Here is a 17,517-nt window from a genome sequence, read left to right on the forward strand (position 1 = left end):
CGGGGGGTCAGCCCGGCCCGGCATCGCGCAGCGCGCTGATCTCGTTCGGTGAGACGCGTGAACCGCCTTGCAACACCAAGATCGGCTGGCCCTGTTGCAACTGCACCTCCTGCACCTTTGCATAGACCTCGGCCACGCTGTCGGGCAGCGGATTTCCCGCTGCGGTGGACCGCAAGGTAAAGGTGTAGGGCCCCGGCGCGACCGGCATGCCGTCCGCACCGATGCCGGACCATTGCACCGGATCGGCGGTGGCCGGCACGGCCAGGCGATCCACCTCGGCACCGGTCGAATCGGTCACCACCAGCTGCGCGGAGTCAGCGCCATCAGGCGGCACCGGCCAGACGGTGACGGGCGCGCCGGTGAATAGGGCTGCCCCGGGCGCACGCACCTCGCGGCCGACCCAGCCCGCCGCCTGGCCCAGTCCGGACGTGCCCAACTGGCCGGTCAGCGACGTCAAAAGGTCGTTCGTCTTCACCTGCTGCTCCACGCCGGAAAACGTGGCAAGCTGCACGGCGTAGTCGGCCGAATTGACCGGATTGAGCGGGTCCTGGTTTTTCATTTGCACGGTCAGCATCTTCAGGAATGTATCGAAGTCCGAACTGAGCTTGCTGCCCGCTGCGGCGGCTGGCGCGGCGGGGGCCGCCGCGGAGGTGGCCATGGTCGTGGGGGTGACTGTCATCCTTGCTTCCTTTCAAATCCGAAGGTCGAGGCCGCCCGTCGTGCCCGGCCGGTTTCCGCCTGTCGGTGGGGCGGCCGGGGCAGACGGCAGTGTTGTCGCGGGAACGTTTGCGGGCGCAGGTGGGGGACGTTGGTCCTGCCCTTGCTGTCCGCTGCCGAACGAAAACGTCACCTCGCGATAGCCGATCGCGCGAAACTCTTGTGTCAGCAGGTCGGCGTGGCGGCGGAGCAGGGCGGCGGTATCGTCCCGCGCGGCATGGATCGTCACCGTCATGCTGTTATCGCCGCTGTCGAGGCTGAGGCGAACATGGCCAAGCTCGGCCGGGTCGAGCCTGATCTCGGTCTGGCCCGGCCCGTGATGCAGGATTGCCTGCGCGATTTGCCCCGCAGCATGTCGCGGCAGATCGGGCCCGGTGGGCGGTGCTGTCGTCGGCGCGCGCTGATGGGCGGGGGGTGCAGGCATGCCGGTGCCCACGACCGCGTCGGCCGCCGGTGAGGCCGGATCATCGCCTTTGACGTGGTCGGCGCCCGACTCCGGTCGCGGCAACGCCGGCGCATGGCCAATCGCCTCGCCGCCGGTCGGCTCTTTGGGGTGGTGCAGCATCATCGCCGGAGGGTCAGCTTGCCGTGTGTCCGCCGCCGTGGTTCCCGACACTATTGCCGGAACGGGCGCTCCGTTGGGCCGTGGTGTGGCCGTTTGCGGCAGGGCGAGGTCCCCGGCTTGCCTTGACGCGCCATGTCGTGGCGTGTCCGGCAATGCCGCGGTGGGTGGCGCCTTGGCTTGGGTTGTTTGCTTTTGCCCCGCTCCATCCGCCGTGCTGCCGTTGAGGTCCGCGACGATGCTCGCCGGCCTTTGGGGCAGGGATTTGGGTTTCTCGCAGGCGGAGCCTGCCGTCACGCCATGTGTCCGGTCGATTGCCTGTGACGAAGCGGCGGAGGACGGGGGAGGAAGATCAGGCTCTATCCGCGCATCTAGCGTACCTGTCGCAGCCAGGGCGGCCGCCGAGGCGCGGGGCCCCGTCGCTGACCCTTCGGCTGGCGCATGCGCCTGTCGCGAGGCCGGTCTTGCCGGGGCAGGCACAGTCGATGCTGCCTCCGCCGCGGGAGACCCTGTAGCGCCCTTTTCGGCTGTCTTGCCCTGCACTTGTGCGGGAGCGGCGGAGGGCAGATGGGGTGGCGCGGCAATGGCCCCCGGCCCGTATAAAGGCGGCGGGCTGGTTCCGTCGGTCCTGTCCCGGACATCATCTTCCTTCTGCCGCATTGCCAAGAACGCCCTGGCATCGGTTTCGTCCTGCGCCTCCTGTGCCCCCGCGCGCGTCCACGTCCCATCGACCGCGCCAAGGCGCAGCGGAACGGAATGGCCCGTGTCGTATGGGGTCTGCTCGGGTTCGGGCGGCACATCCTTTGGCCGTATCCCCGGGATCGTTGTCGTCCTGTTTCCCGATGCTTCGACAGGGTCGCAATCACCCCGAACCCCGGTTGCAGCATCACCGGGGGCAACTGCCGCAGGCCCTTCAGGTGCAATCGCCAAGGCCTGTGCCGCCAACACCCCTGCAAAGGCGGCGGCGCCTTCGTCGCTCTGCACAACGGCACGACGACCGCCGGGCAGGGCGGCACCTGGCAGCGGGCAGGCGATGCGCGGGTTGGCGGGGGCGACTATGGGCATCGGTTCTCCGATTCGCGGTTGTCCGCAGCCTCGGCGCGAATGCTTACCGGATGTTTACCGTTGGCATGGAAACATCGCTCGGGTTCGTACTGAAAGGACAGTGCATGACAATTGCCTTGCCAATCACGGCCCCGCGTCCGCCTCTGCCGACGTCCGATGACCGGCTTCACGCCGTCGCGCAAAAGCTTGAGGCGAGTTTCTTGTCGGAAATGCTGAAATCTGCGGGTCTGGACAGTGCGGCCGGCGCATTTGGGGGCGGCATTGGAGAGGACCTGTTCCAGTCCTACCTGCGCGAAGCACAGGCAACAGAAATGGCGCGCGCAGGTGGCATCGGGCTCGCCGAATCAATCTTCCATGCGCTCAGGGCACGCGGTGCATGACTGCCTCGTCCGATCACCCGCTGCTGGACTGTCTTGAGCGTGAGCGCGCGGCCCTTCTCGCGGGTGATCTTGCCGCCCTTGGCCCGCTGGGCGAACGCAAGCTTGCCCTGATCGAAGGTCTGGACGTCGCCTCGACCACCGCGCCACTTCTGCGCATCGCTGCCGAGATTGCGCGCAACCAGCGCATGTTGGCTGCGTCCATTCGTGGTGGTCGTGCAGCGCTTGATCGGATCGCCGCAGTGCGCGATGCGCGCGACAGTCTGCGAACTTATGACTCGGCCGGGCAGAAGGCCGATCTTGCCCCCGGCCGCGCGCGTCTGGAACGCAAGGCCTGAGTGCGCGTGACCGGCATCGGAGCATTCGCATCGAATTTTCGACAATCGGCACCGGGCGATTAGCACTCTGTTAGGGGCCGCAACGCAGGGTGGCCCGGCACCCGTTCGGGTGGCGCATCGGCCCGGTATCCCGGCTGCTGCAGGGTCAGAACGCCTTTGTCGGTCGCCTGTCTTGGGCGACCCGGGAAGTATCGGCGCAAAAGCGCCCCAACAAAGGAGCAGGACATATGTCCAGCATTCTCACCAACAACGGCGCGATGGTCGCGCTGCAAACCCTGAGCTCTATCAACAGCAACCTGACGGACACGCAGGCGATGATCTCCACCGGCAAGAAGGTGGGCTCGGCCAAGGACAATGCCTCGGTCTGGGCCATCTCGAAGGTGATGGAATCCGACGTTCAGGGGTTCAAGGGTATCTCCGACAGCCTGTCGCTGGGGCAGTCCACAGTGGCCGTCGCGCGTCAGGCCTCGGAATCGGTCACGGACCTTCTGACCCAGATCAAGGCCAAGGTCGTTGCATCGCAGGAGCAGAACGTCGATCGCAACAAGATCCAGACCGACATCAAGGCGCTGACCGACCAGATCAAGTCGGTGACCAACGCGGCGCAATTCAACGGGCTGAACCTGATCAAGGGCACCGATGACGTCACGGTTCTGTCCTCGCTTGACCGCGCCAGCAACGGGGCGGTGACCGCGTCGGACATCACCGTCAATCGCCACGACTTGTCGACCGATGCGGGCGTCTACGGCGCCGGCACCAGCCTTGCGGCCAATATCAGCGCTTCCGAGGCGACCGTGGACAGTTCCGGCGCGCAGAATCAGGTGGAACTTACGCTCGCGGGCAGTTCGGGTGACGCGCTGTCGCTTAACATCAACGGCAGCACGGTGTCGGTGGCATGGAACACCGACGCGGCCACCACCATCGGCGATGCCGCTGGTGCGATCAACGCGCTGGGCCTGACAGGGATCACCGCCACCGACGGTGGCTCGGGCAAGCTGGAGATTGCCAACACCAACGCGTTCCAGTCCTTCGACGTGTCATGGGATGCAGGCGGAACCAATACGGTCGCGTTGAACAACGTCGGGACAGGCGGCACAGCCGCGGCCTCGACGGCTGCTGGAACCACCACGCTCGTCGAACGCGCCGAAGGCGTCACGCTGTCGACCTCGGCCAAGGTGAACGACGGAGACAGCTACCGCATCTCTGTCAACGGCAACGACTACAACTATATCGCCGGCAAAGGCGAGACGATGAAGGATGTGGCCGCCGGCCTGAAGGCCGCGGTTGATGCCGGTGCCGAAACAGGTGTCTCGACTCAGGTCAGCCAGGACGAAACGACCGGTGCCTGGTCCGTCAAGGTCGACTACGACGGGACTGATACGACCGCCGGCAGCACCATGACCCTCGCGGTCAACGGTGCGGCAGACGGGACGGCCTCAGGCGGGCTTTTCGGCCTCGACAACATAAACGTCGCCACCGATCAGGGTGCCAAGGCGGCCTTGGGCAACGTCGAGACGCTGATCAACAACGCCATCGACGCGGCTGCCTCGTTCGGCTCGTCGCAAAGCCGGATCAGTACCCAGTCCGACTTCATCGGCAAGCTGACCGATTCGCTGAAATCCGGCATCGGCTCGTTGGTGGACGCCAACATGGAAGAGGCCTCGGCCCGCTTGCAGGCGCTTCAGGTACAACAGCAGCTGGGCGTGCAATCGCTGTCGATCGCCAACAAGGCCCCGCAGTCGATCCTGTCGCTGTTTCGCTGACGGATGATAAGCCGGAGGGGCGTTCGCGCCCCTCCGCACCACCCCCCGATTTCCGCGCTGGCAAAGCCGCGTCCCGTTCTCCTTCGTCCCGAAAGGACATCCCGTGAACGCCACCTCGCAAGCCCTCAGGGCCTATTCTCCCGCTGCCGCGACCGCCGTACGCACCGGCCGTTCGATCGAACACCAACTGTTTTCCCAGATCACGTCGCGCTTGCGCGATGCCGCGGCCAGCGGCAATTTTCCGAAACTTGCCGCCGCGCTGCACGACAACCGACGGCTGTGGACGGTTCTGGCCGCCGATGTCGCCGATGATGACAATGCGCTGCCAGCCACGTTGCGCGCGCAGATCTTCTATCTGGCCGAATTTACCGCCCATCACACCGCCCGAATCCTGACAGAGGGTGCCACGCCGACCCCGCTGATTGAAATCAATTGCGCCATCATGGCCGGCCTGTCCGGAGAGGGTGGTGCGAAATGAGTGGTCTTGTCCTTAAACTTGGCCCGAAGGAGCGGGTACTGGTGAATGGTGCGGTGATCGAGAACGGCGATCGCCGTGCGCGACTGGCCATCCTGACGCCAAATGCCAACATCCTGCGCCTGCGCGACGCCGTTCGCCCCGGTGAGGCCAATACCCCGGTCCGCCGGGTCTGCTATATCGCCCAACTGGTCCTGTCGGGCGATGTCAGCCCTGCAGAGGCCCGGCCGCAACTGCTCAGCGGAATCGAGCAACTCAGCCAGGCACTGCGTGACGGTGACAGCCGTGCCCAGTTCGCCGATGCGACTGCCGCAGTGACCCAAGGCGACTTTTACCGTGCGCTCAAACGACTGCGCGCGGTCCTGCCTCGCGAAGAGCGGCTGCTGGCGGCAGTGTCGCACCCGACATGAGCTTTCAACCGGTCCTGCCGATGTCTGGTTATGCCGGCTGGCGCTTTCTTCAGCGAACGATGGACTCGCAGATCGCGGCGTTTGAACGCACGCCCGTCATCGCCAGTGACACGGCCTATTTCCGTGCCAACATCGGCAAGGTCACATCGGCGGCGGATCTGGTTGCGGACAGGCGCCTGCTGGGCGTCGCGCTGGGCGCCTTTGGTCTTGATGCCGATATTGGCAGCAAGGCCTTCATAAGGCAGGTCCTGGAAGGCGGAACGACCGATCGGGGCGCCCTTGCCAACAAGCTGGCCGACAAGCGGTATCTCGCGTTGGCCCGCAGCTTTGGCTTTGGCGATCTGCCGGTGCCTCGCACGGTGCTGAGTACCTTCCCGGACGAAATCTTGACAAAATATCGCGATGCCGGCTTTCAGGCCGAGGTCGGTCAGCAGGACGATACACTGCGACTGGCGCTTAATCTCGGCCCGGCCCTTGGCGATGTGATAGCCCAGAACAAGGGCGCCGACGCCCAATGGTTTGCGGTGATGGGCAACCCGCCGCTGCGGCAGGTTTTCGAAGGGGCGCTGGGCCTGCCGGCCAGCTTCGGCAAGCTCGACATCGACAGGCAAATTACGCAGTTCAAGGCGCGCGCGCAGGCCACCTTCGGCACGTCGACTGTGGCCGACCTTGCCGATCCGGCGCAGCAGGACAAGATGATCCGCCTGTTTCTTGTTCGCAGCGAGGCGAATGCGACAACGATCGCCACGGGTGCATCCATCGCCCTTTCGCTGTTGGGAGGCTGAGGACGGGACAAACAGCGACGGCATTACCTCGTTGTGAAATCCTGACCAGGTTGCGCGCCAGCATCAGATGATCCTGTTGTCGCTCCCTTGGCCGGCCCGGCGGTTGCCGTCAACGCCTGCCGCAGTGCGGCGAAACTTGCCAGAACGCCGCGCGGCTCGCGCAGGGCAAGGAACCGTTCCAGCCCCGGTTGCACCGCGATGGCGGCATCGGTTCTGGCATCGGCACCCGGTGTGTAAAGCCCCGCCTGGATCATGAGTGCGCTACGATCATAGGTGCCCAGCTGCCCACGGGCCTCGGCGATCATCGCATTCTCGGGCACGCTGGCTACGCCGGGCAGCGACCGCGAGACCGAGCGGAGCAGGTCCACCGCCGGAAACCGTCCCCGCTCGGCTATTTGCCGGTCGAGCACGACATGCCCGTCAAGGACCCCCCGCAGCATGTCGGCCACCGGCTCGTCCATGTCCGATCCGGCGACCAGAACGGAATAGACGGCGGTGATATCGCCCATGTCTTTGGCGCCCGGCCCGGCCCGCTCGCACAGCGCGGCAATGGCCGGGCCTGTCGTCGCCGGATAGCCGCGCAGCGCAGCGGGCTCGCCCGCAGCCGCGGCCAGTTCGCGATGCGCCTCGGCGAACCGCGTCACCGAATCAACCAGCAACAGCACCTGCCGCCCGCAATCGCGAAAATGTTCGGCCACCGCCGTCGCCGCCCAGGCGCAGCGCCGCCGCACCTGTGGTGCCCGGTCGGACGTGGCCGCGACGACGACGGACCGCGCCATCCCCTCTGGTCCCAGCACGTCCTGCACGAAATGACGCACCTCGCGCCCGCGTTCGCCGACCAGCGCGATGACGATGACATCGGCCTCGACCCCGCGCGCGAGATCAGCCAGCAAAGTCGATTTGCCCACGCCCGACCCGGCGAAAAGCCCGATGCGTTGCCCCCGCGCCAGCGGCAGCAAGGTGTCGAACACGGCGAACCCGGTCGCAAGTCTCTGTCCCAGGGCGCGGCGCGCATAGGCCGGTGGCGGGGCGGCCCGCAGGGCGCGCGCATGGTGGCCGGGCAGGATCGGCCGCCCGTCCAGCGGCCGCCCATCAGGGTCGATCACGCGACCAATCCAGTCGTCATGCGGGGCAAAGACCGGGGCCGTCTCCAGCCGGACGGGCGTGCCCAGCGCCACGCCTTCGGCCGATCCCTCGGGCATGAGCGCGACACGATCAGGCTCAAGGCCGATGACCTCGGCAGCAAGGGGCGTGCCCGGTTGCAGGATAAGCGCCCGATCACCCAGCCTGACCGAGGCCGGAAAACCGGCAACGGTCACGGCGCCTGCGCCCGCGCCCACGACGCGGCCCAAGCGCGCCACGGGGCCAAGCCGCGAAATCGCCATGGCGGCGCGGGCAAGTGTTTCGGCCGGCATCGTGCGCTCCCTTCTGGTTTCGACAACCCGATCTTAAGGAATCACCCTTAAGGCAAGGTTGAAGCCAATCGTGGGAGAAGCCCCGATGTTCGAAAGCCTGACGATATTCCGGACCGCCGGCGCACTGGCCAATTATGCCGGCCGGCAAGAGGCGCTCATTGCGCGCAACATTGCCAATGCGGATACGCCCGGTTACCGCGCGCAGACCTTGGCGCCGTTTGCCGCGATGGTCGACGGTCCAACGGCCCCGCAGATGCGCGCGACCCGCCCCGGGCACCTTGCCGCGCCAGAGGCGATGACCGCCGCCGCCCCGCAGGACCGCCCGACAGAGGCCGCGCCCAACGGCAATACCGTCGCCATCGAGGACGAGATGGTTGCCGCCAGCCAGACCGCGCAGGATCACGCCCGTGCGATGGCCATCTACAAACACGCGCTGACCGTCCTGCGGCTCAGCCTTGGACGGTAGGGGCGCGCGATGACCGATTTCACCTCGGCCCTTGCGGTCGCCGCCAGCGGGATGAAAGCGCAGGCCGGGCGGCTACGCCATGTCTCGGAAAACATCGCCAATGCCGACACGCCCGGCTATCACCGCAAGCTGACCAGTTTCCGGGCCGAAATGCTGGGCGGCCAGCCCGATGGCGAGGTTTCCCTTGGCCCCGTCAGGCTGGACCAGACAGCACCACAGCGCATCTACGACCCGTCCAGCCCGCTGGCCGACCCGACCGGGTATTACGACGGCTCCAACGTCGACCTGCTGGTCGAGATTGCCGACGCGCGCGAGGCACAGCGCAGCTACGAAGCCAACCTCAAGATGTTCGACCAGACGCGCCAGATGGCGCAGTCCCTGCTCGACCTGCTCAAGCGCTGAAAGGGGCCAAGATGAAGCTTCAATCCTCCCTCGTGGCCCAGGCCTACAGCGCCAACCGCCCGGCCACCGCCCCCCGCCCCGACGCGACAGGCGGCAGCCTGTTCGGGCAGGTGGCCCAGGATTTCGCAACGACGCTGAAGAACGGTGAACAGCAGGCGATGGCCAACATGACCTCGGGCGCCGATCCGCATGCGCTGGTGCAGGCCCTGGCGCAGACGGAACTTGCCGTCGAAACCGCCGTGACCGTCCGCAACAAGGTGGTCGAGGCCTACCAGGAAATCCTGAGGATGCCGGTATGATGACCGAAGCGATGTTCTATGACGTGCTGCGGCAGGGCCTGTGGGTGGCCGTCATCATCTCCATCCCGATCCTGACGGTGGCACTGGTCAGCGGGCTGGCCGTGGGCCTGTTTCAGGCCCTGACCTCGGTTCAGGAAATGACCCTTACCTTCGTGCCCAAGATGATCTGCATCGTTGCGGTTTTCTGGCTGACGATGGGGTTCATGTCGCGCGCGCTGGTCAGCTTCTTCCAGACCGGGCTGATCCCCCTGATCGCGGGGCGCTGAACGATGGACAACGCCCTTTACGCCACGCTGACCCGGCAGTCCGGCCTGATGCAGGAAATGCGCGTGGTCGCCAACAACATTGCCAACGCCAATACCACAGGCTTTCGGACGGAGGGGATGGTGTTTGCCGAACATATTGCCGCGCTCGGGTCCCGGTCGGACTCGCTGTCGATGGCGACAGGGCTGGTGCGCGATACGCTGGGGGCGCAAGGCGCACTGGCGCAGACCGGCGGCACCTTCGACCTCGCCATCGAGGGCGACGGTTTCTTCCAGGTGCAGACGCCGCAGGGCCTCCGCCTGACGCGCGCCGGGGCCTTCATCCCGAACGAGGTCGGCGACCTGGTGACGGCCGATGGCTATCAGGTGCTCGACAGCGGCGGCGCGCCCATATTCGTGCCGCAAGGGGTGCAGACCATCGCCATTGCGCCGGACGGCACGCTTTCGGCTGACGGGCAGGCAGTGGGGCAGGTGGGCCTTGTCATGCCGGCCAATCCGCTTGCGGTCACCCGCGAGGCCGGCACGCTGTTCGATCCGGGCGGCGCGGTCGATCCGGCCGAGGATGGGCGGATCCTGCAGGGTTATGTCGAGGAATCGAACGTCAATCCCATCCAGCAGATCAGCCGGATGATCGAGGTCCAGCGCGCCTACGAGCTCGGCCAGAGTTTCATGGACAAGGAAGACGCGCGCATCCGCGCCGTCATCCAGACCCTTGCCCGATAAGGAGACAGAGCCATGCGCGCATTGGATATCGCCGCCGCCGGGATGAGCGCCCAGCAAATGCGGGTCGAGGTGATTTCGAACAACCTCGCCAACATCAGCACGACGGGCTACAACGCCCGCCGCGCCGAATTCGCCGACCTGCATTACCAGCAGGTGACGCGGCCCGGCACCATCGCTGCCGCCGACGGCACCGTGCTGCCTACTGGCGTGCAGCTTGGCCTTGGCGTGCGGCCGACGGCGGTTTCGGTGATGCTGTCGCAGGGGTCGCTGTCGGCCACTGGTGGCGATCTGGACGTGGCGATCGAGGGCAAAGGATACCTCGAGGTGACGCTGCCCAACGGCACGTCGGCCTATACCCGCGACGGTGCGCTGAAACGGTCGCCCGACGGGCAGATCGTGACGTCGGACGGCTACCCGGTGGCACCGGGCATCACTATCCCCTCCGACGCGCGCTCGATCTCGATCAACGCGCAGGGCGAGGTCTATGCCTACTTCGCCAATCAGGTTCAGCCGACGCTGCTGGGCCAGTTCACGCTGTCCGATTTCACCAATGCCAAAGGGCTCGAGGCGATGGGTTCGAACCTCTTCCGCGAAACGCCCGCCTCGGGGCCCGCGCTGGTTTCGATCCCGGGGGAGGACGGGCTGGGACAGCTTCGGCAAGGCTACCTCGAGGACAGCTCGGTCGATGCCGTCAAGGAGGTGACCGACCTGATCCAGGCCCAAAGGGGGTATGAACTCAATTCCAAGGTCATCACCGCCGCCGACCAGATGCTGGGCGCGATGGTGCAGGTCCGATGATCCGCCTCGCCTGCATCCTGCTTTTGTGCGCTGGCCCGCTGCGCGCCGAAATCCTCGTGGCGGCGCATACGATCCGGCCCCGCGCCACAATCGGTCCCGATGACATCGTGCGCCGTGACATCGATGCGCCCGGCGGCCTGTCGGATCCGGCGCAGGTGATAGGGCTGGAGGCGCGCGTGGCCATCTATGCCGGCCGGCCGATCCTGTCCGCCGATATCGGCCTGCCCGCCATCGTCGAGCGGAACCAGACCGTGCCTTTGCTCTATCGCGGTGGCGGCATCTTGATAACCGCTGAGGGCCGCGCGCTTGATCGGGCCGGGCCGGGGGACGTTATCCGCGTCATGAACACCGCCTCGCGTGCCACGGTGATGGCGCGGATCGGCGCCGATGGCGCCGCTTATGTCTCGAATTGAGAGGTTTCGGATGCGCCTGACCATGCTGATGTCCTGCGCCGTCCTTGCGGGCTGTTCCGGCCTTGCCCATGTCGGCCGCGCGCCCGACCTGACACCGCCACTGGCCAGCGCCGAACATACCGCGATGATCATGGGCGGTCTGCCCGGCACACTCGATCAGCCGCAGGTCGCGCGCGATGCGGCCTCGCTCTGGGCGGGTGACCGCGGCTCCTTGCTGGGCGACCGGCGGGCGGTCCACAAGGGCGATATCCTGACCGTTGTCATCCAGATCGACGACAAGGCCGAGATGTCGAACACAACCGACCGGGCGCGCAGCGCCTCGCATCAGATGGGCCTGCCGCAGCTTTTCGGCCTGCCCCAACGCCTGAACGAGGTATTGCCGGCCGGCGCCTCGACCGACCCCGCGGTGCAGGTCAGTTCATCGTCCAATGCCAGTGGCAACGGCTCGGTCCGCCGCAACGAAAAGCTGACGTTGCGCATCGCCGCCACCGTGGTCGACGTGCTGCCTAACGGCGTGTTGCAGATCCAAGGCAGCCAGGAGGTGCGCGTCAACTTCGAGCTGCGCGAGTTGCTGGTGTCGGGGTTTGTTCGGCCCGACGACATCAGCCGCCAGAACGAAGTTGGCTACGACAAGATTGCCTCGGCCCGCATCTCTTACGGCGGACGCGGCCAGATCAGTGACATGCAACAACCCCGCTACGGCCAGCAGATTGCCGAGCAGGTGCTGCCCTTCTGACCCTGACTTCACGGTGCTCGCATGAAACGGTTCCTGCTACCCCTGCTTCTCGCCCTTGTCGGCACCGCCGCCGGCGCGGGTGCGGGCTGGATTCTGGGCGGGGCCGCGTCGTCCACCGATCATGCCACCGCCGAAGGCCCGGCCCCGGCTGCCACGCAATGCGATCCGGGCACCACCACCGCGGCTGCCGTTCCTGATGCGGCGGCCACGCATGACTATGCCCGGCTGAACAGCCAGTTCGTGGTCCCGGTTGTCGAGGGCGGACAGGTCACCGCGCTGGTGGCCTTGTCGCTCAGCATCGAGGTGCCAACGGGCCGCCAGCACGACGTATTCGATGTCGAGCCAAAGCTGCGCGACGCGCTGCTGCAAGTCCTGTTCGATCACGCCAACCTCGGGGGCTTTGGCGGCGACTTCACCAGCGGATCGAACATGCGGGTCTTGCGCGCGTCGCTTCTGAAGGGGGCACAAGGCGTGCTTGGCCCGATGGCGTCGGACGTGCTGATCATCGACATCGCGCGTCAGAACGTCTAATCCGCGCGCCGCGCCCGCGCGGCCATGTCCGCCTCTCGTGCGCTTTTGTGCAGCGTTTCTGCGATGCGGTTGCGCCCGAAAGCCTGTGTCAGCCTGTTGTGCGCGATGTCCTGCGCGGCCCGCAGCCGCGCACGTTCCATGTTGATCGTCTGTTTGCGCGCCGCGATCCACCCCTGCCAGCGCGGGTCGGCACCGGCCAGCTGCGCTGGGTCGGCCTCCCGCAGCGCCGTTGTCGCGGAAAGACGTGACGACAATGCGCTGTCGAGGGTCGAGAGCAGCGCGACCAACGCGGCGTCCTCGGCTTTCAGCGCGGCCATTTCGGCCTGCCGCGCCGCCAGAACGGTAGCTGTCAGCAGCGCCAGATCCGCCGTCTGCCGTGCTTGCCGGCTCATCTGCTGTGGGCCCGGGCGCGCATCGCCTCGGCAAATCGGATCGCGGCCGCGACAGCGCGGTAGTGCTGGCTTTGCACCTCGTCGCCGATTTCGAGGCTGGCATGCAGGGCCCGCGCCGTGGGCGGATCGGCGTGGATCGGGATCCCGTGTTCCTGCGCCACTGACCGGATCCGCGCCGCCACCTCGTCCACCCCCTTGGCGACGCAGACCGGCGCGCGCCCGGATTTGCGATCCCAGCGCAGCGCGACGGCGTAATGTGTCGGGTTGACGACGATGACATCCGCCTTGGGCACATCCGCCAGCATCCGGTTCATCGCGATAGAGATGCCCTTTTGCCGGCGCTGCTGGCGCAAGGCAGGATCACCCTCGCTCTGCTTGGTTTCGTCGATCATCTCCTGCCGGCTCATCCGGTGACGGCGCGCGTGTTCGGCATGCTGCCAGACAAGATCGGCCAGACCCAATGCGACCGCGATGACCAAGACCATCGATACAAGGCCAAGGCACAGCGCGCCTATTTCTGCCGCGACCTGTCCGGGCGCCAGTTCCAGCGCCAGCAGGATCCGCGGCATCCGCTGTGACAGGTAGAGCCCCAGCGTCACCGCGTAGAGCACAAGCTTGGCAAGGCTCTTGCCGAATTCGAACAGCCCTGTGCGGCCGAACTTTTGCCCCGCCGTCTTCAGCGGCGAGATACGAGACCCTTTGAAGGCCAGTTTCGATGGCGCAAAGACCAGCCCGCGCTGGGCCAGAAGTGACAGAAGTGCCAGCGCCGCCGGCAGGACGAACCACGGTGCAACCGCCGCCGCGATGGCGCCGAGTGGCCAGCCGTCTTTTGTCGCGCCCGGACTGCCCGCGGCAGACAGAAGCCGTTCGAGGATTGTGCCAAGTGTGCCGATTGAGGCCGGACCCATCACCGTTGCGGCCAGCAGAAAGCCGCCGTAACCCGCCGCAGTGGTGACATCGGCCGAGCGCGGCACCTCGCCCTTGGCTCGCGCGTCGTCCAGGCGTTTCTGCGTCGCCTCGAACGGCTTGTCGTCGTCCTCGCTGCTCATGGGCCTTGGCCGAAGGGCGCCGCGAGAAAGTGGTAAAGCGCATCGCTCCAGACCGACAGGGCCAATGGTGCGGCCAACAACATCAACCCCATCGCACCCAGCGTGATCGCGGGCGCGCCGATGAAGGCCACCATCAACTGCGGCATCGCGCGGTTTATGACGCCCAGCGTCACGTTGTAGATCAGCGCGGCCAGCGCGAAGGGCGCCGACAGGGTGAAGGCCAGACCGAACGCGCGTCCAACCTCGGCCAGTCCAACCTCGCTGACCACGCGGCCGGCTATCATCGTTCCCGCCGGAACCAGCCGATAACTTTCAATCATATAGGCGGCGAGGCGGACATGCAGGCCCAACAGCGCTGCCAGTGCCAGCCCGCCCACCAGCAGGATCTGCCCGAGCGCGGGCTGCGGATCTGCCCCGGCGGTGCCGCCGAAAAGTTGCGAGAGCGATGTTGATTGCGCCGCGATTGTGCCTGCCATTTCCAGCGCAAGCACCAGCATGCGCACCGCCGCGCCAAAGAACAGGCCCGCGACAACTTCGGCACCACAGGCCGCTATCGCCGCAGTGCCGCCTTGAGGGGGCGCTATGGTGGCCGAGACTGCCGGCACCACGATTGCCCCGAAGGCCAAAGTCAGGCCCAGCTTTACCCGGAGCGGGACGGACTTCTCGCCAAATGCCGGAAGCAGGGCCATCATCGCGCCGATCCGCAGCAGCACTATCAGCCCCTGCCATAGAAGGCCCTGACTCTGCTGCGCCCATTGCGCGAGGTCCAGCGTCATGCCGCGACCATGCCGACCAGGGCGGGGCGTGCATCCACGCCGATCTCTTCGAATGAAAGGACCGGGGTAGTCATGTCTTTGGCCGCCAAAACCGTGCGCACAAAGCGCCGTCGCCGTGTCGATGTGACCAGCGCAGCCTGCGTTCCGGCCTCGGCCGCCTTCGCTAGCCTGTCGGCAATGGCCGCAGCGAGGCGGTTGAAATCCTCGGGTGGCAGTGCCACCTCGGCGATGCCGCGTTCGCCCCCCACCTCGTAGGTGGCAAAGAGGTCTTCCCATTCCGGGGCCAGCTGGATCAGCGGCAGGGTGCCGTCGGGGCGGCGCAACTCGGCGACCAGCTGGAATCCCATCCGCTGTCGAACGTGTTCTGCAATACCCTCGGCAGAAGTTGCCACCTGTCGGCCTTCGGCGATGGCCTCGAGGATCAGCGGCAGGTTGCGGATCGAAACACGCTCTTCCAACAGGCGCCGCAGTACCGATAGCAGCAGATCCACCGGCACCTTGTCGGGGATCAGCTCGTCCAGAAGCTTGCGGTTGGCGTTGGCGCGGTCCGCGTCGCTGAGGTTGACCATTTCGTCCAGCAGCCGGCGCAGCGCCTTCAAGGTCATCAGCCGGGGGAAGTTGCGCTTGATGATTTCCAGAAGGTGCGTTGCCAGCACCTCGGCGGGTTGCACCGTGGTCAGTCCTTCGAGGGCGGCCGCCTCGCGCTGGGCGGGCGCGATCCAGCGAGCGGGCGCACCGTAAACCGGCTCGTCTACGTCCTCGCCGGGCAAGGCGGCCGCGGGTGGCCCGGCAAGAAGTGCAAGCACTCGCTCGGGGCGCAGCGTTCCGCGTGCCTGTTCAACGCCCTGCACCTTCACCAGGTATTCGCCCGGCCCCAGTACGGCGTTGTCGGTCAGCCGGATCTCCGGCAGAAGCAGGCCAAAGCTGCGCGCGACATGATTTCGCATGTTGGCAATGCGCGCATCCAGACCGGTGCCCGGATCAAGAACCATGTCGACAAGGTCAGGCGCGAATTCAACATGCAGATCATCCAGATCCAGCATGTCACCCAAGGAAGTACGGGGTGGATCCGCCTTGTCCGGCCCGGCCTTGGTCGCGCCGGCGGCAGTGGCCTTCTGGCGGCGTGCGACCGCCCATGCGCATCCGCCCAGCACCGCGGCGCCCGTCACGAAGGGCCAGAACGGAAGCCCCGGCACCAGCGCGAAAAGCGCCATCAGCACGGCCACCGTTCCAAGTGCCGCCGGGTGGCGGCCAAGTTGCGCGACAACGGCAAGGTCGGTGGCACCGGTGGCGCCGCCCCGTGCCAGCAGCAGCGCCGAAGCGATCGAGATGATCACGGCAGGGATCTGGCTGACCAGCCCGTCACCGACCGTGAGGATCGAATAGGTCTCGAACGCGCGGGCGAGCGGCATTCCGTGAAACCCCACGCCCATCACCAGCCCCATCACAAGGTTCAGCCCGGTGATCAACAATCCCGCCACCGCGTCGCCCTTGACGAATTTCGACGCGCCGTCGAGTGAACCGAAGAAGGTCGTCTCGGCCTGTTCGTTCTCGCGCCGGCGCTTCGCCTCGGCATGGTCGATTGCGCCCGCGCTCATGTCCGCGTCGATGGCAAGCTGCTTTCCCGGCATCGCGTCGAGGGCAAAGCGCGCGCCGACCTCGGCCATCCGCGTGGCGCCCTTGTTGATGACCACGAAGTTGACGATCAACAGCACCCCGAAGACGACGAGGCCCAAGAGCACCGACCCGCCCATCACGAAATCGGCGAACCCTTCTATCACATGACCGGCCGCGGCGGTGCCGGTATGGCCGCGGCCGATGATCAGCTTCGTGGACGAAACGTTCAGCGAAAGCCGCAGCATCAGCGAGGCCAGAAGCACCGTGGGGAAGGCCGAGAAATCCAGCGGGCGCTCGATGAAAAGCGTGACCGTGAACATCAGGATCGCCAGCGCAAAAGAAGCCGCCAGCCCGATGTCGAGGATCCATGATGGCACAGGCAGCACCATCATGACGATGACGGCCATCAGGGCGAGGGCCATCATCACGGTCGGCTGGAAGAGGTTGCGCAGGCTGGGGTGCCACATATCTCAACTCCCCGCGTCGAGCGGGAAGAGCGAGCCCGCGCTGCGCCGGGCCGAGCCGGCCCGAAAGAGCGGGAAGGTATCCGAACGGGGCACTGGGGAGGCGGGCGAGGGGGCGGCAAGGGCCAACCGCGGCGGGCCCGCTGCGGGGTTCGGGCCCGCCGAAGCGCCTTCGGCTGCGGCGCGAAAGTGGTCGAAACGGTCGCGATACTGGCTGGCCCGGCTTGAATCGCGGGAATGATAGGCCCCGGCGGCAGCGGACCAGTCGCCCAGTTCGGCATGCAGCCGCGACAGAAACCGCGCGGCGTAAAGGGCGTTGGCATCGGGCGCCATCATCTGGTCGAGCGAGGTGAACTGCGTGCCGTGCCACCGATAATTCAGCTGGAAACAACCGATGTCGAAACTGCGCTCGCCGGCGGCGAGGGTTTGTTGTGCGAAGTCCAGCGCATCCTGCGCAGCTGCGAACCAGTGACCTGTTCCACCGGCATTGACGGCCCAGGGCCAGGGCTGGACCGTGCCATCGATCTGCCGTCCGGTTTCAACCTGCGCGATGGACACAAGCACGCTATAGGGCACGTCCGTTGCCGCGGCGGCCCGTCGCGCGGCGGCGAGACAGGGTCCATCGGCCGACGCCAGCGTCATTGACGGCAGCAGGTACAGGCAAAGGACCAGCTGGAAGGA

23 protein-coding genes are annotated in these 17,517 nt (G+C 66.4%); 15 read left to right on the forward strand and 8 right to left on the reverse strand.

Features of this window, described 5'->3' with window-relative positions; genetic code table 11:
- Window positions 1-7 precede the first annotated feature (7 nt).
- Entirely contained in the window at window positions 8-679 is a 672-nt protein-coding gene (locus tag GC146_RS08940) for a flagellar hook capping FlgD N-terminal domain-containing protein (RefSeq protein ID WP_291837215.1), read from the reverse strand.
- Window positions 680-691: 12 nt separating this feature from the next.
- Window positions 692-1,282, reverse strand: a complete 591-nt coding sequence (locus GC146_RS08945; RefSeq protein ID WP_291837216.1) for a flagellar hook-length control protein FliK — start codon at window positions 1,280-1,282, stop codon at window positions 692-694.
- 1,166 nt (window positions 1,283-2,448) lie between these two features.
- Here GC146_RS08945 and GC146_RS08950 point away from each other — a divergent pair.
- From GC146_RS08950 to GC146_RS08975, 6 genes are all read left to right on the forward strand, one after another.
- Complete coding sequence (locus tag GC146_RS08950; protein WP_291838489.1) at window positions 2,449-2,724, forward strand: rod-binding protein; 276 nt, start codon at window positions 2,449-2,451, stop codon at window positions 2,722-2,724.
- On the forward strand, window positions 2,721-3,059 hold the full coding sequence (locus GC146_RS08955) for a flagellar protein FlgN (RefSeq protein ID WP_291837217.1): 339 nt from the start codon (window positions 2,721-2,723) through the stop codon (window positions 3,057-3,059). Before GC146_RS08950 ends, GC146_RS08955 begins: the two co-directional genes overlap by 4 nt.
- Window positions 3,060-3,286: 227 nt before the next feature.
- Window positions 3,287-4,822: a flagellin gene (locus GC146_RS08960; RefSeq protein WP_291837218.1), complete on the forward strand. Its 1,536-nt coding sequence runs from the start codon at window positions 3,287-3,289 to the stop codon at window positions 4,820-4,822.
- Between the two features lie 103 nt (window positions 4,823-4,925).
- Window positions 4,926-5,300 carry a flagellar biosynthesis regulator FlaF gene (gene flaF / locus GC146_RS08965; RefSeq protein WP_291837219.1) on the forward strand — a complete coding sequence of 125 codons (375 nt, stop codon included), beginning with the start codon at window positions 4,926-4,928 and terminating at the stop codon, window positions 5,298-5,300.
- Window positions 5,297-5,707, forward strand: coding sequence for a flagellar biosynthesis repressor FlbT (gene flbT / locus GC146_RS08970; RefSeq protein ID WP_291837220.1), 411 nt, complete (start codon window positions 5,297-5,299; stop codon window positions 5,705-5,707). Before flaF ends, flbT begins: the two co-directional genes overlap by 4 nt.
- A gap of 59 nt (window positions 5,708-5,766) precedes the next feature.
- Entirely contained in the window at window positions 5,767-6,492 is a 726-nt protein-coding gene (locus GC146_RS08975; RefSeq protein ID WP_363241328.1) for a DUF1217 domain-containing protein, read from the forward strand.
- Between the two features lie 23 nt (window positions 6,493-6,515).
- On the opposite strand, the gene GC146_RS08980 is transcribed toward GC146_RS08975, so the two are convergent.
- Window positions 6,516-7,907 carry a FliI/YscN family ATPase gene (locus tag GC146_RS08980; RefSeq protein WP_291837222.1) on the reverse strand — a complete coding sequence of 464 codons (1,392 nt, stop codon included), beginning with the start codon at window positions 7,905-7,907 and terminating at the stop codon, window positions 6,516-6,518.
- Between the two features lie 85 nt (window positions 7,908-7,992).
- Between GC146_RS08980 and GC146_RS08985 the strand changes: the two genes are divergently transcribed.
- The 9 genes from GC146_RS08985 to GC146_RS09025 are packed head-to-tail and all read left to right on the forward strand — an operon-like array spanning window position 7,993 to window position 12,538.
- Complete coding sequence (locus tag GC146_RS08985; protein ID WP_291837223.1) at window positions 7,993-8,373, forward strand: FlgB family protein; 381 nt, start codon at window positions 7,993-7,995, stop codon at window positions 8,371-8,373.
- 9 nt (window positions 8,374-8,382) lie between these two features.
- Window positions 8,383-8,775 carry a flagellar basal body rod protein FlgC gene (gene flgC / locus GC146_RS08990; RefSeq protein ID WP_291837224.1) on the forward strand — a complete coding sequence of 131 codons (393 nt, stop codon included), beginning with the start codon at window positions 8,383-8,385 and terminating at the stop codon, window positions 8,773-8,775.
- Window positions 8,776-8,786: 11 nt separating this feature from the next.
- Window positions 8,787-9,074 carry a flagellar hook-basal body complex protein FliE gene (gene fliE, locus GC146_RS08995; RefSeq protein WP_291837225.1) on the forward strand — a complete coding sequence of 96 codons (288 nt, stop codon included), beginning with the start codon at window positions 8,787-8,789 and terminating at the stop codon, window positions 9,072-9,074.
- Complete coding sequence (locus GC146_RS09000; RefSeq protein WP_291837226.1) at window positions 9,071-9,340, forward strand: flagellar biosynthetic protein FliQ; 270 nt, start codon at window positions 9,071-9,073, stop codon at window positions 9,338-9,340. The genes fliE and GC146_RS09000 overlap by 4 nt, the downstream gene beginning before the upstream one ends.
- A gap of 3 nt (window positions 9,341-9,343) precedes the next feature.
- Entirely contained in the window at window positions 9,344-10,060 is a 717-nt protein-coding gene (locus GC146_RS09005) for a flagellar hook-basal body complex protein (RefSeq protein ID WP_291837227.1), read from the forward strand.
- 12 nt (window positions 10,061-10,072) lie between these two features.
- Window positions 10,073-10,858: a flagellar basal-body rod protein FlgG gene (flgG, locus tag GC146_RS09010; protein ID WP_291837228.1), complete on the forward strand. Its 786-nt coding sequence runs from the start codon at window positions 10,073-10,075 to the stop codon at window positions 10,856-10,858.
- A complete protein-coding gene (gene flgA / locus GC146_RS09015) occupies window positions 10,855-11,271 on the forward strand; it encodes a flagellar basal body P-ring formation chaperone FlgA (protein WP_291837229.1) in 417 nt (138 codons plus the stop codon). The genes flgG and flgA overlap by 4 nt, the downstream gene beginning before the upstream one ends.
- A gap of 10 nt (window positions 11,272-11,281) precedes the next feature.
- Window positions 11,282-12,007: a flagellar basal body L-ring protein FlgH gene (flgH, locus tag GC146_RS09020; protein ID WP_291837230.1), complete on the forward strand. Its 726-nt coding sequence runs from the start codon at window positions 11,282-11,284 to the stop codon at window positions 12,005-12,007.
- Between the two features lie 21 nt (window positions 12,008-12,028).
- On the forward strand, window positions 12,029-12,538 hold the full coding sequence (locus GC146_RS09025; RefSeq protein WP_291837231.1) for a flagellar basal body-associated FliL family protein: 510 nt from the start codon (window positions 12,029-12,031) through the stop codon (window positions 12,536-12,538).
- On the opposite strand, the gene GC146_RS09030 is transcribed toward GC146_RS09025, so the two are convergent.
- Genes GC146_RS09030 through GC146_RS09050 form a run of 5 tightly spaced genes read right to left on the reverse strand, consistent with a single transcriptional unit; the run spans window position 12,535 to window position 17,478 of the window.
- Window positions 12,535-12,930 carry a hypothetical protein gene (locus GC146_RS09030; RefSeq protein ID WP_291837232.1) on the reverse strand — a complete coding sequence of 132 codons (396 nt, stop codon included), beginning with the start codon at window positions 12,928-12,930 and terminating at the stop codon, window positions 12,535-12,537. The genes GC146_RS09025 and GC146_RS09030 overlap by 4 nt on opposite strands.
- Window positions 12,927-13,979: a flagellar type III secretion system protein FlhB gene (locus tag GC146_RS09035; protein WP_291837233.1), complete on the reverse strand. Its 1,053-nt coding sequence runs from the start codon at window positions 13,977-13,979 to the stop codon at window positions 12,927-12,929. The genes GC146_RS09030 and GC146_RS09035 overlap by 4 nt, the downstream gene beginning before the upstream one ends.
- Window positions 13,976-14,755 (reverse strand): flagellar biosynthetic protein FliR, encoded by a 780-nt coding sequence (locus tag GC146_RS09040; RefSeq protein WP_291837234.1) that lies wholly within the window; start codon window positions 14,753-14,755, stop codon window positions 13,976-13,978. The genes GC146_RS09035 and GC146_RS09040 overlap by 4 nt, the downstream gene beginning before the upstream one ends.
- Window positions 14,752-16,839 (reverse strand): flagellar biosynthesis protein FlhA, encoded by a 2,088-nt coding sequence (flhA, locus tag GC146_RS09045; RefSeq protein ID WP_291837235.1) that lies wholly within the window; start codon window positions 16,837-16,839, stop codon window positions 14,752-14,754. Before flhA ends, GC146_RS09040 begins: the two co-directional genes overlap by 4 nt.
- A 3-nt stretch (window positions 16,840-16,842) precedes the next feature.
- Window positions 16,843-17,478, reverse strand: a complete 636-nt coding sequence (locus GC146_RS09050) for a transglycosylase SLT domain-containing protein (protein WP_291837236.1) — start codon at window positions 17,476-17,478, stop codon at window positions 16,843-16,845.
- Window positions 17,479-17,517 lie beyond the last annotated feature (39 nt).

It is taken from the genome of Limimaricola sp. (assembly GCF_016125575.1).
Taxonomy (GTDB): Bacteria; Pseudomonadota; Alphaproteobacteria; order Rhodobacterales; family Rhodobacteraceae; genus WGLM01.

Excerpts from the sequence above, each read along its gene's own strand:
- GC146_RS08950 (WP_291838489.1), top strand. The coding sequence starts at position 2,449 with ATGACAATTGCCTTGCCAATCACGGCCCCGCGTCCGCCTCTGCCGACG.
- GC146_RS08985 (WP_291837223.1), top strand. The coding sequence starts at position 7,993 with ATGTTCGAAAGCCTGACGATATTCCGGACCGCCGGCGCACTGGCCAAT.
- flgH (WP_291837230.1), top strand. The coding sequence starts at position 11,282 with ATGCGCCTGACCATGCTGATGTCCTGCGCCGTCCTTGCGGGCTGTTCC.
- GC146_RS09040 (WP_291837234.1), bottom strand. The coding sequence starts at position 14,755 with ATGACGCTGGACCTCGCGCAATGGGCGCAGCAGAGTCAGGGCCTTCTA.
- GC146_RS08960 (WP_291837218.1), top strand. The coding sequence starts at position 3,287 with ATGTCCAGCATTCTCACCAACAACGGCGCGATGGTCGCGCTGCAAACC.
- flgA (WP_291837229.1), top strand. The coding sequence starts at position 10,855 with ATGATCCGCCTCGCCTGCATCCTGCTTTTGTGCGCTGGCCCGCTGCGC.
- GC146_RS09000 (WP_291837226.1), top strand. The coding sequence starts at position 9,071 with ATGATGACCGAAGCGATGTTCTATGACGTGCTGCGGCAGGGCCTGTGG.
- GC146_RS08980 (WP_291837222.1), bottom strand. The coding sequence starts at position 7,907 with ATGCCGGCCGAAACACTTGCCCGCGCCGCCATGGCGATTTCGCGGCTT.
- flbT (WP_291837220.1), top strand. The coding sequence starts at position 5,297 with ATGAGTGGTCTTGTCCTTAAACTTGGCCCGAAGGAGCGGGTACTGGTG.
- GC146_RS09030 (WP_291837232.1), bottom strand. The coding sequence starts at position 12,930 with ATGAGCCGGCAAGCACGGCAGACGGCGGATCTGGCGCTGCTGACAGCT.
- GC146_RS09025 (WP_291837231.1), top strand. The coding sequence starts at position 12,029 with ATGAAACGGTTCCTGCTACCCCTGCTTCTCGCCCTTGTCGGCACCGCC.
- GC146_RS08940 (WP_291837215.1), bottom strand. The coding sequence starts at position 679 with ATGACAGTCACCCCCACGACCATGGCCACCTCCGCGGCGGCCCCCGCC.
- flhA (WP_291837235.1), bottom strand. The coding sequence starts at position 16,839 with ATGTGGCACCCCAGCCTGCGCAACCTCTTCCAGCCGACCGTGATGATG.
- GC146_RS09050 (WP_291837236.1), bottom strand. The coding sequence starts at position 17,478 with ATGACGCTGGCGTCGGCCGATGGACCCTGTCTCGCCGCCGCGCGACGG.
- fliE (WP_291837225.1), top strand. The coding sequence starts at position 8,787 with ATGAAGCTTCAATCCTCCCTCGTGGCCCAGGCCTACAGCGCCAACCGC.
- GC146_RS08975 (WP_363241328.1), top strand. The coding sequence starts at position 5,767 with ATGGACTCGCAGATCGCGGCGTTTGAACGCACGCCCGTCATCGCCAGT.
- flgG (WP_291837228.1), top strand. The coding sequence starts at position 10,073 with ATGCGCGCATTGGATATCGCCGCCGCCGGGATGAGCGCCCAGCAAATG.
- GC146_RS09035 (WP_291837233.1), bottom strand. The coding sequence starts at position 13,979 with ATGAGCAGCGAGGACGACGACAAGCCGTTCGAGGCGACGCAGAAACGC.
- GC146_RS09005 (WP_291837227.1), top strand. The coding sequence starts at position 9,344 with ATGGACAACGCCCTTTACGCCACGCTGACCCGGCAGTCCGGCCTGATG.
- GC146_RS08955 (WP_291837217.1), top strand. The coding sequence starts at position 2,721 with ATGACTGCCTCGTCCGATCACCCGCTGCTGGACTGTCTTGAGCGTGAG.
- flgC (WP_291837224.1), top strand. The coding sequence starts at position 8,383 with ATGACCGATTTCACCTCGGCCCTTGCGGTCGCCGCCAGCGGGATGAAA.
- GC146_RS08945 (WP_291837216.1), bottom strand. The coding sequence starts at position 1,282 with ATGCTGCACCACCCCAAAGAGCCGACCGGCGGCGAGGCGATTGGCCAT.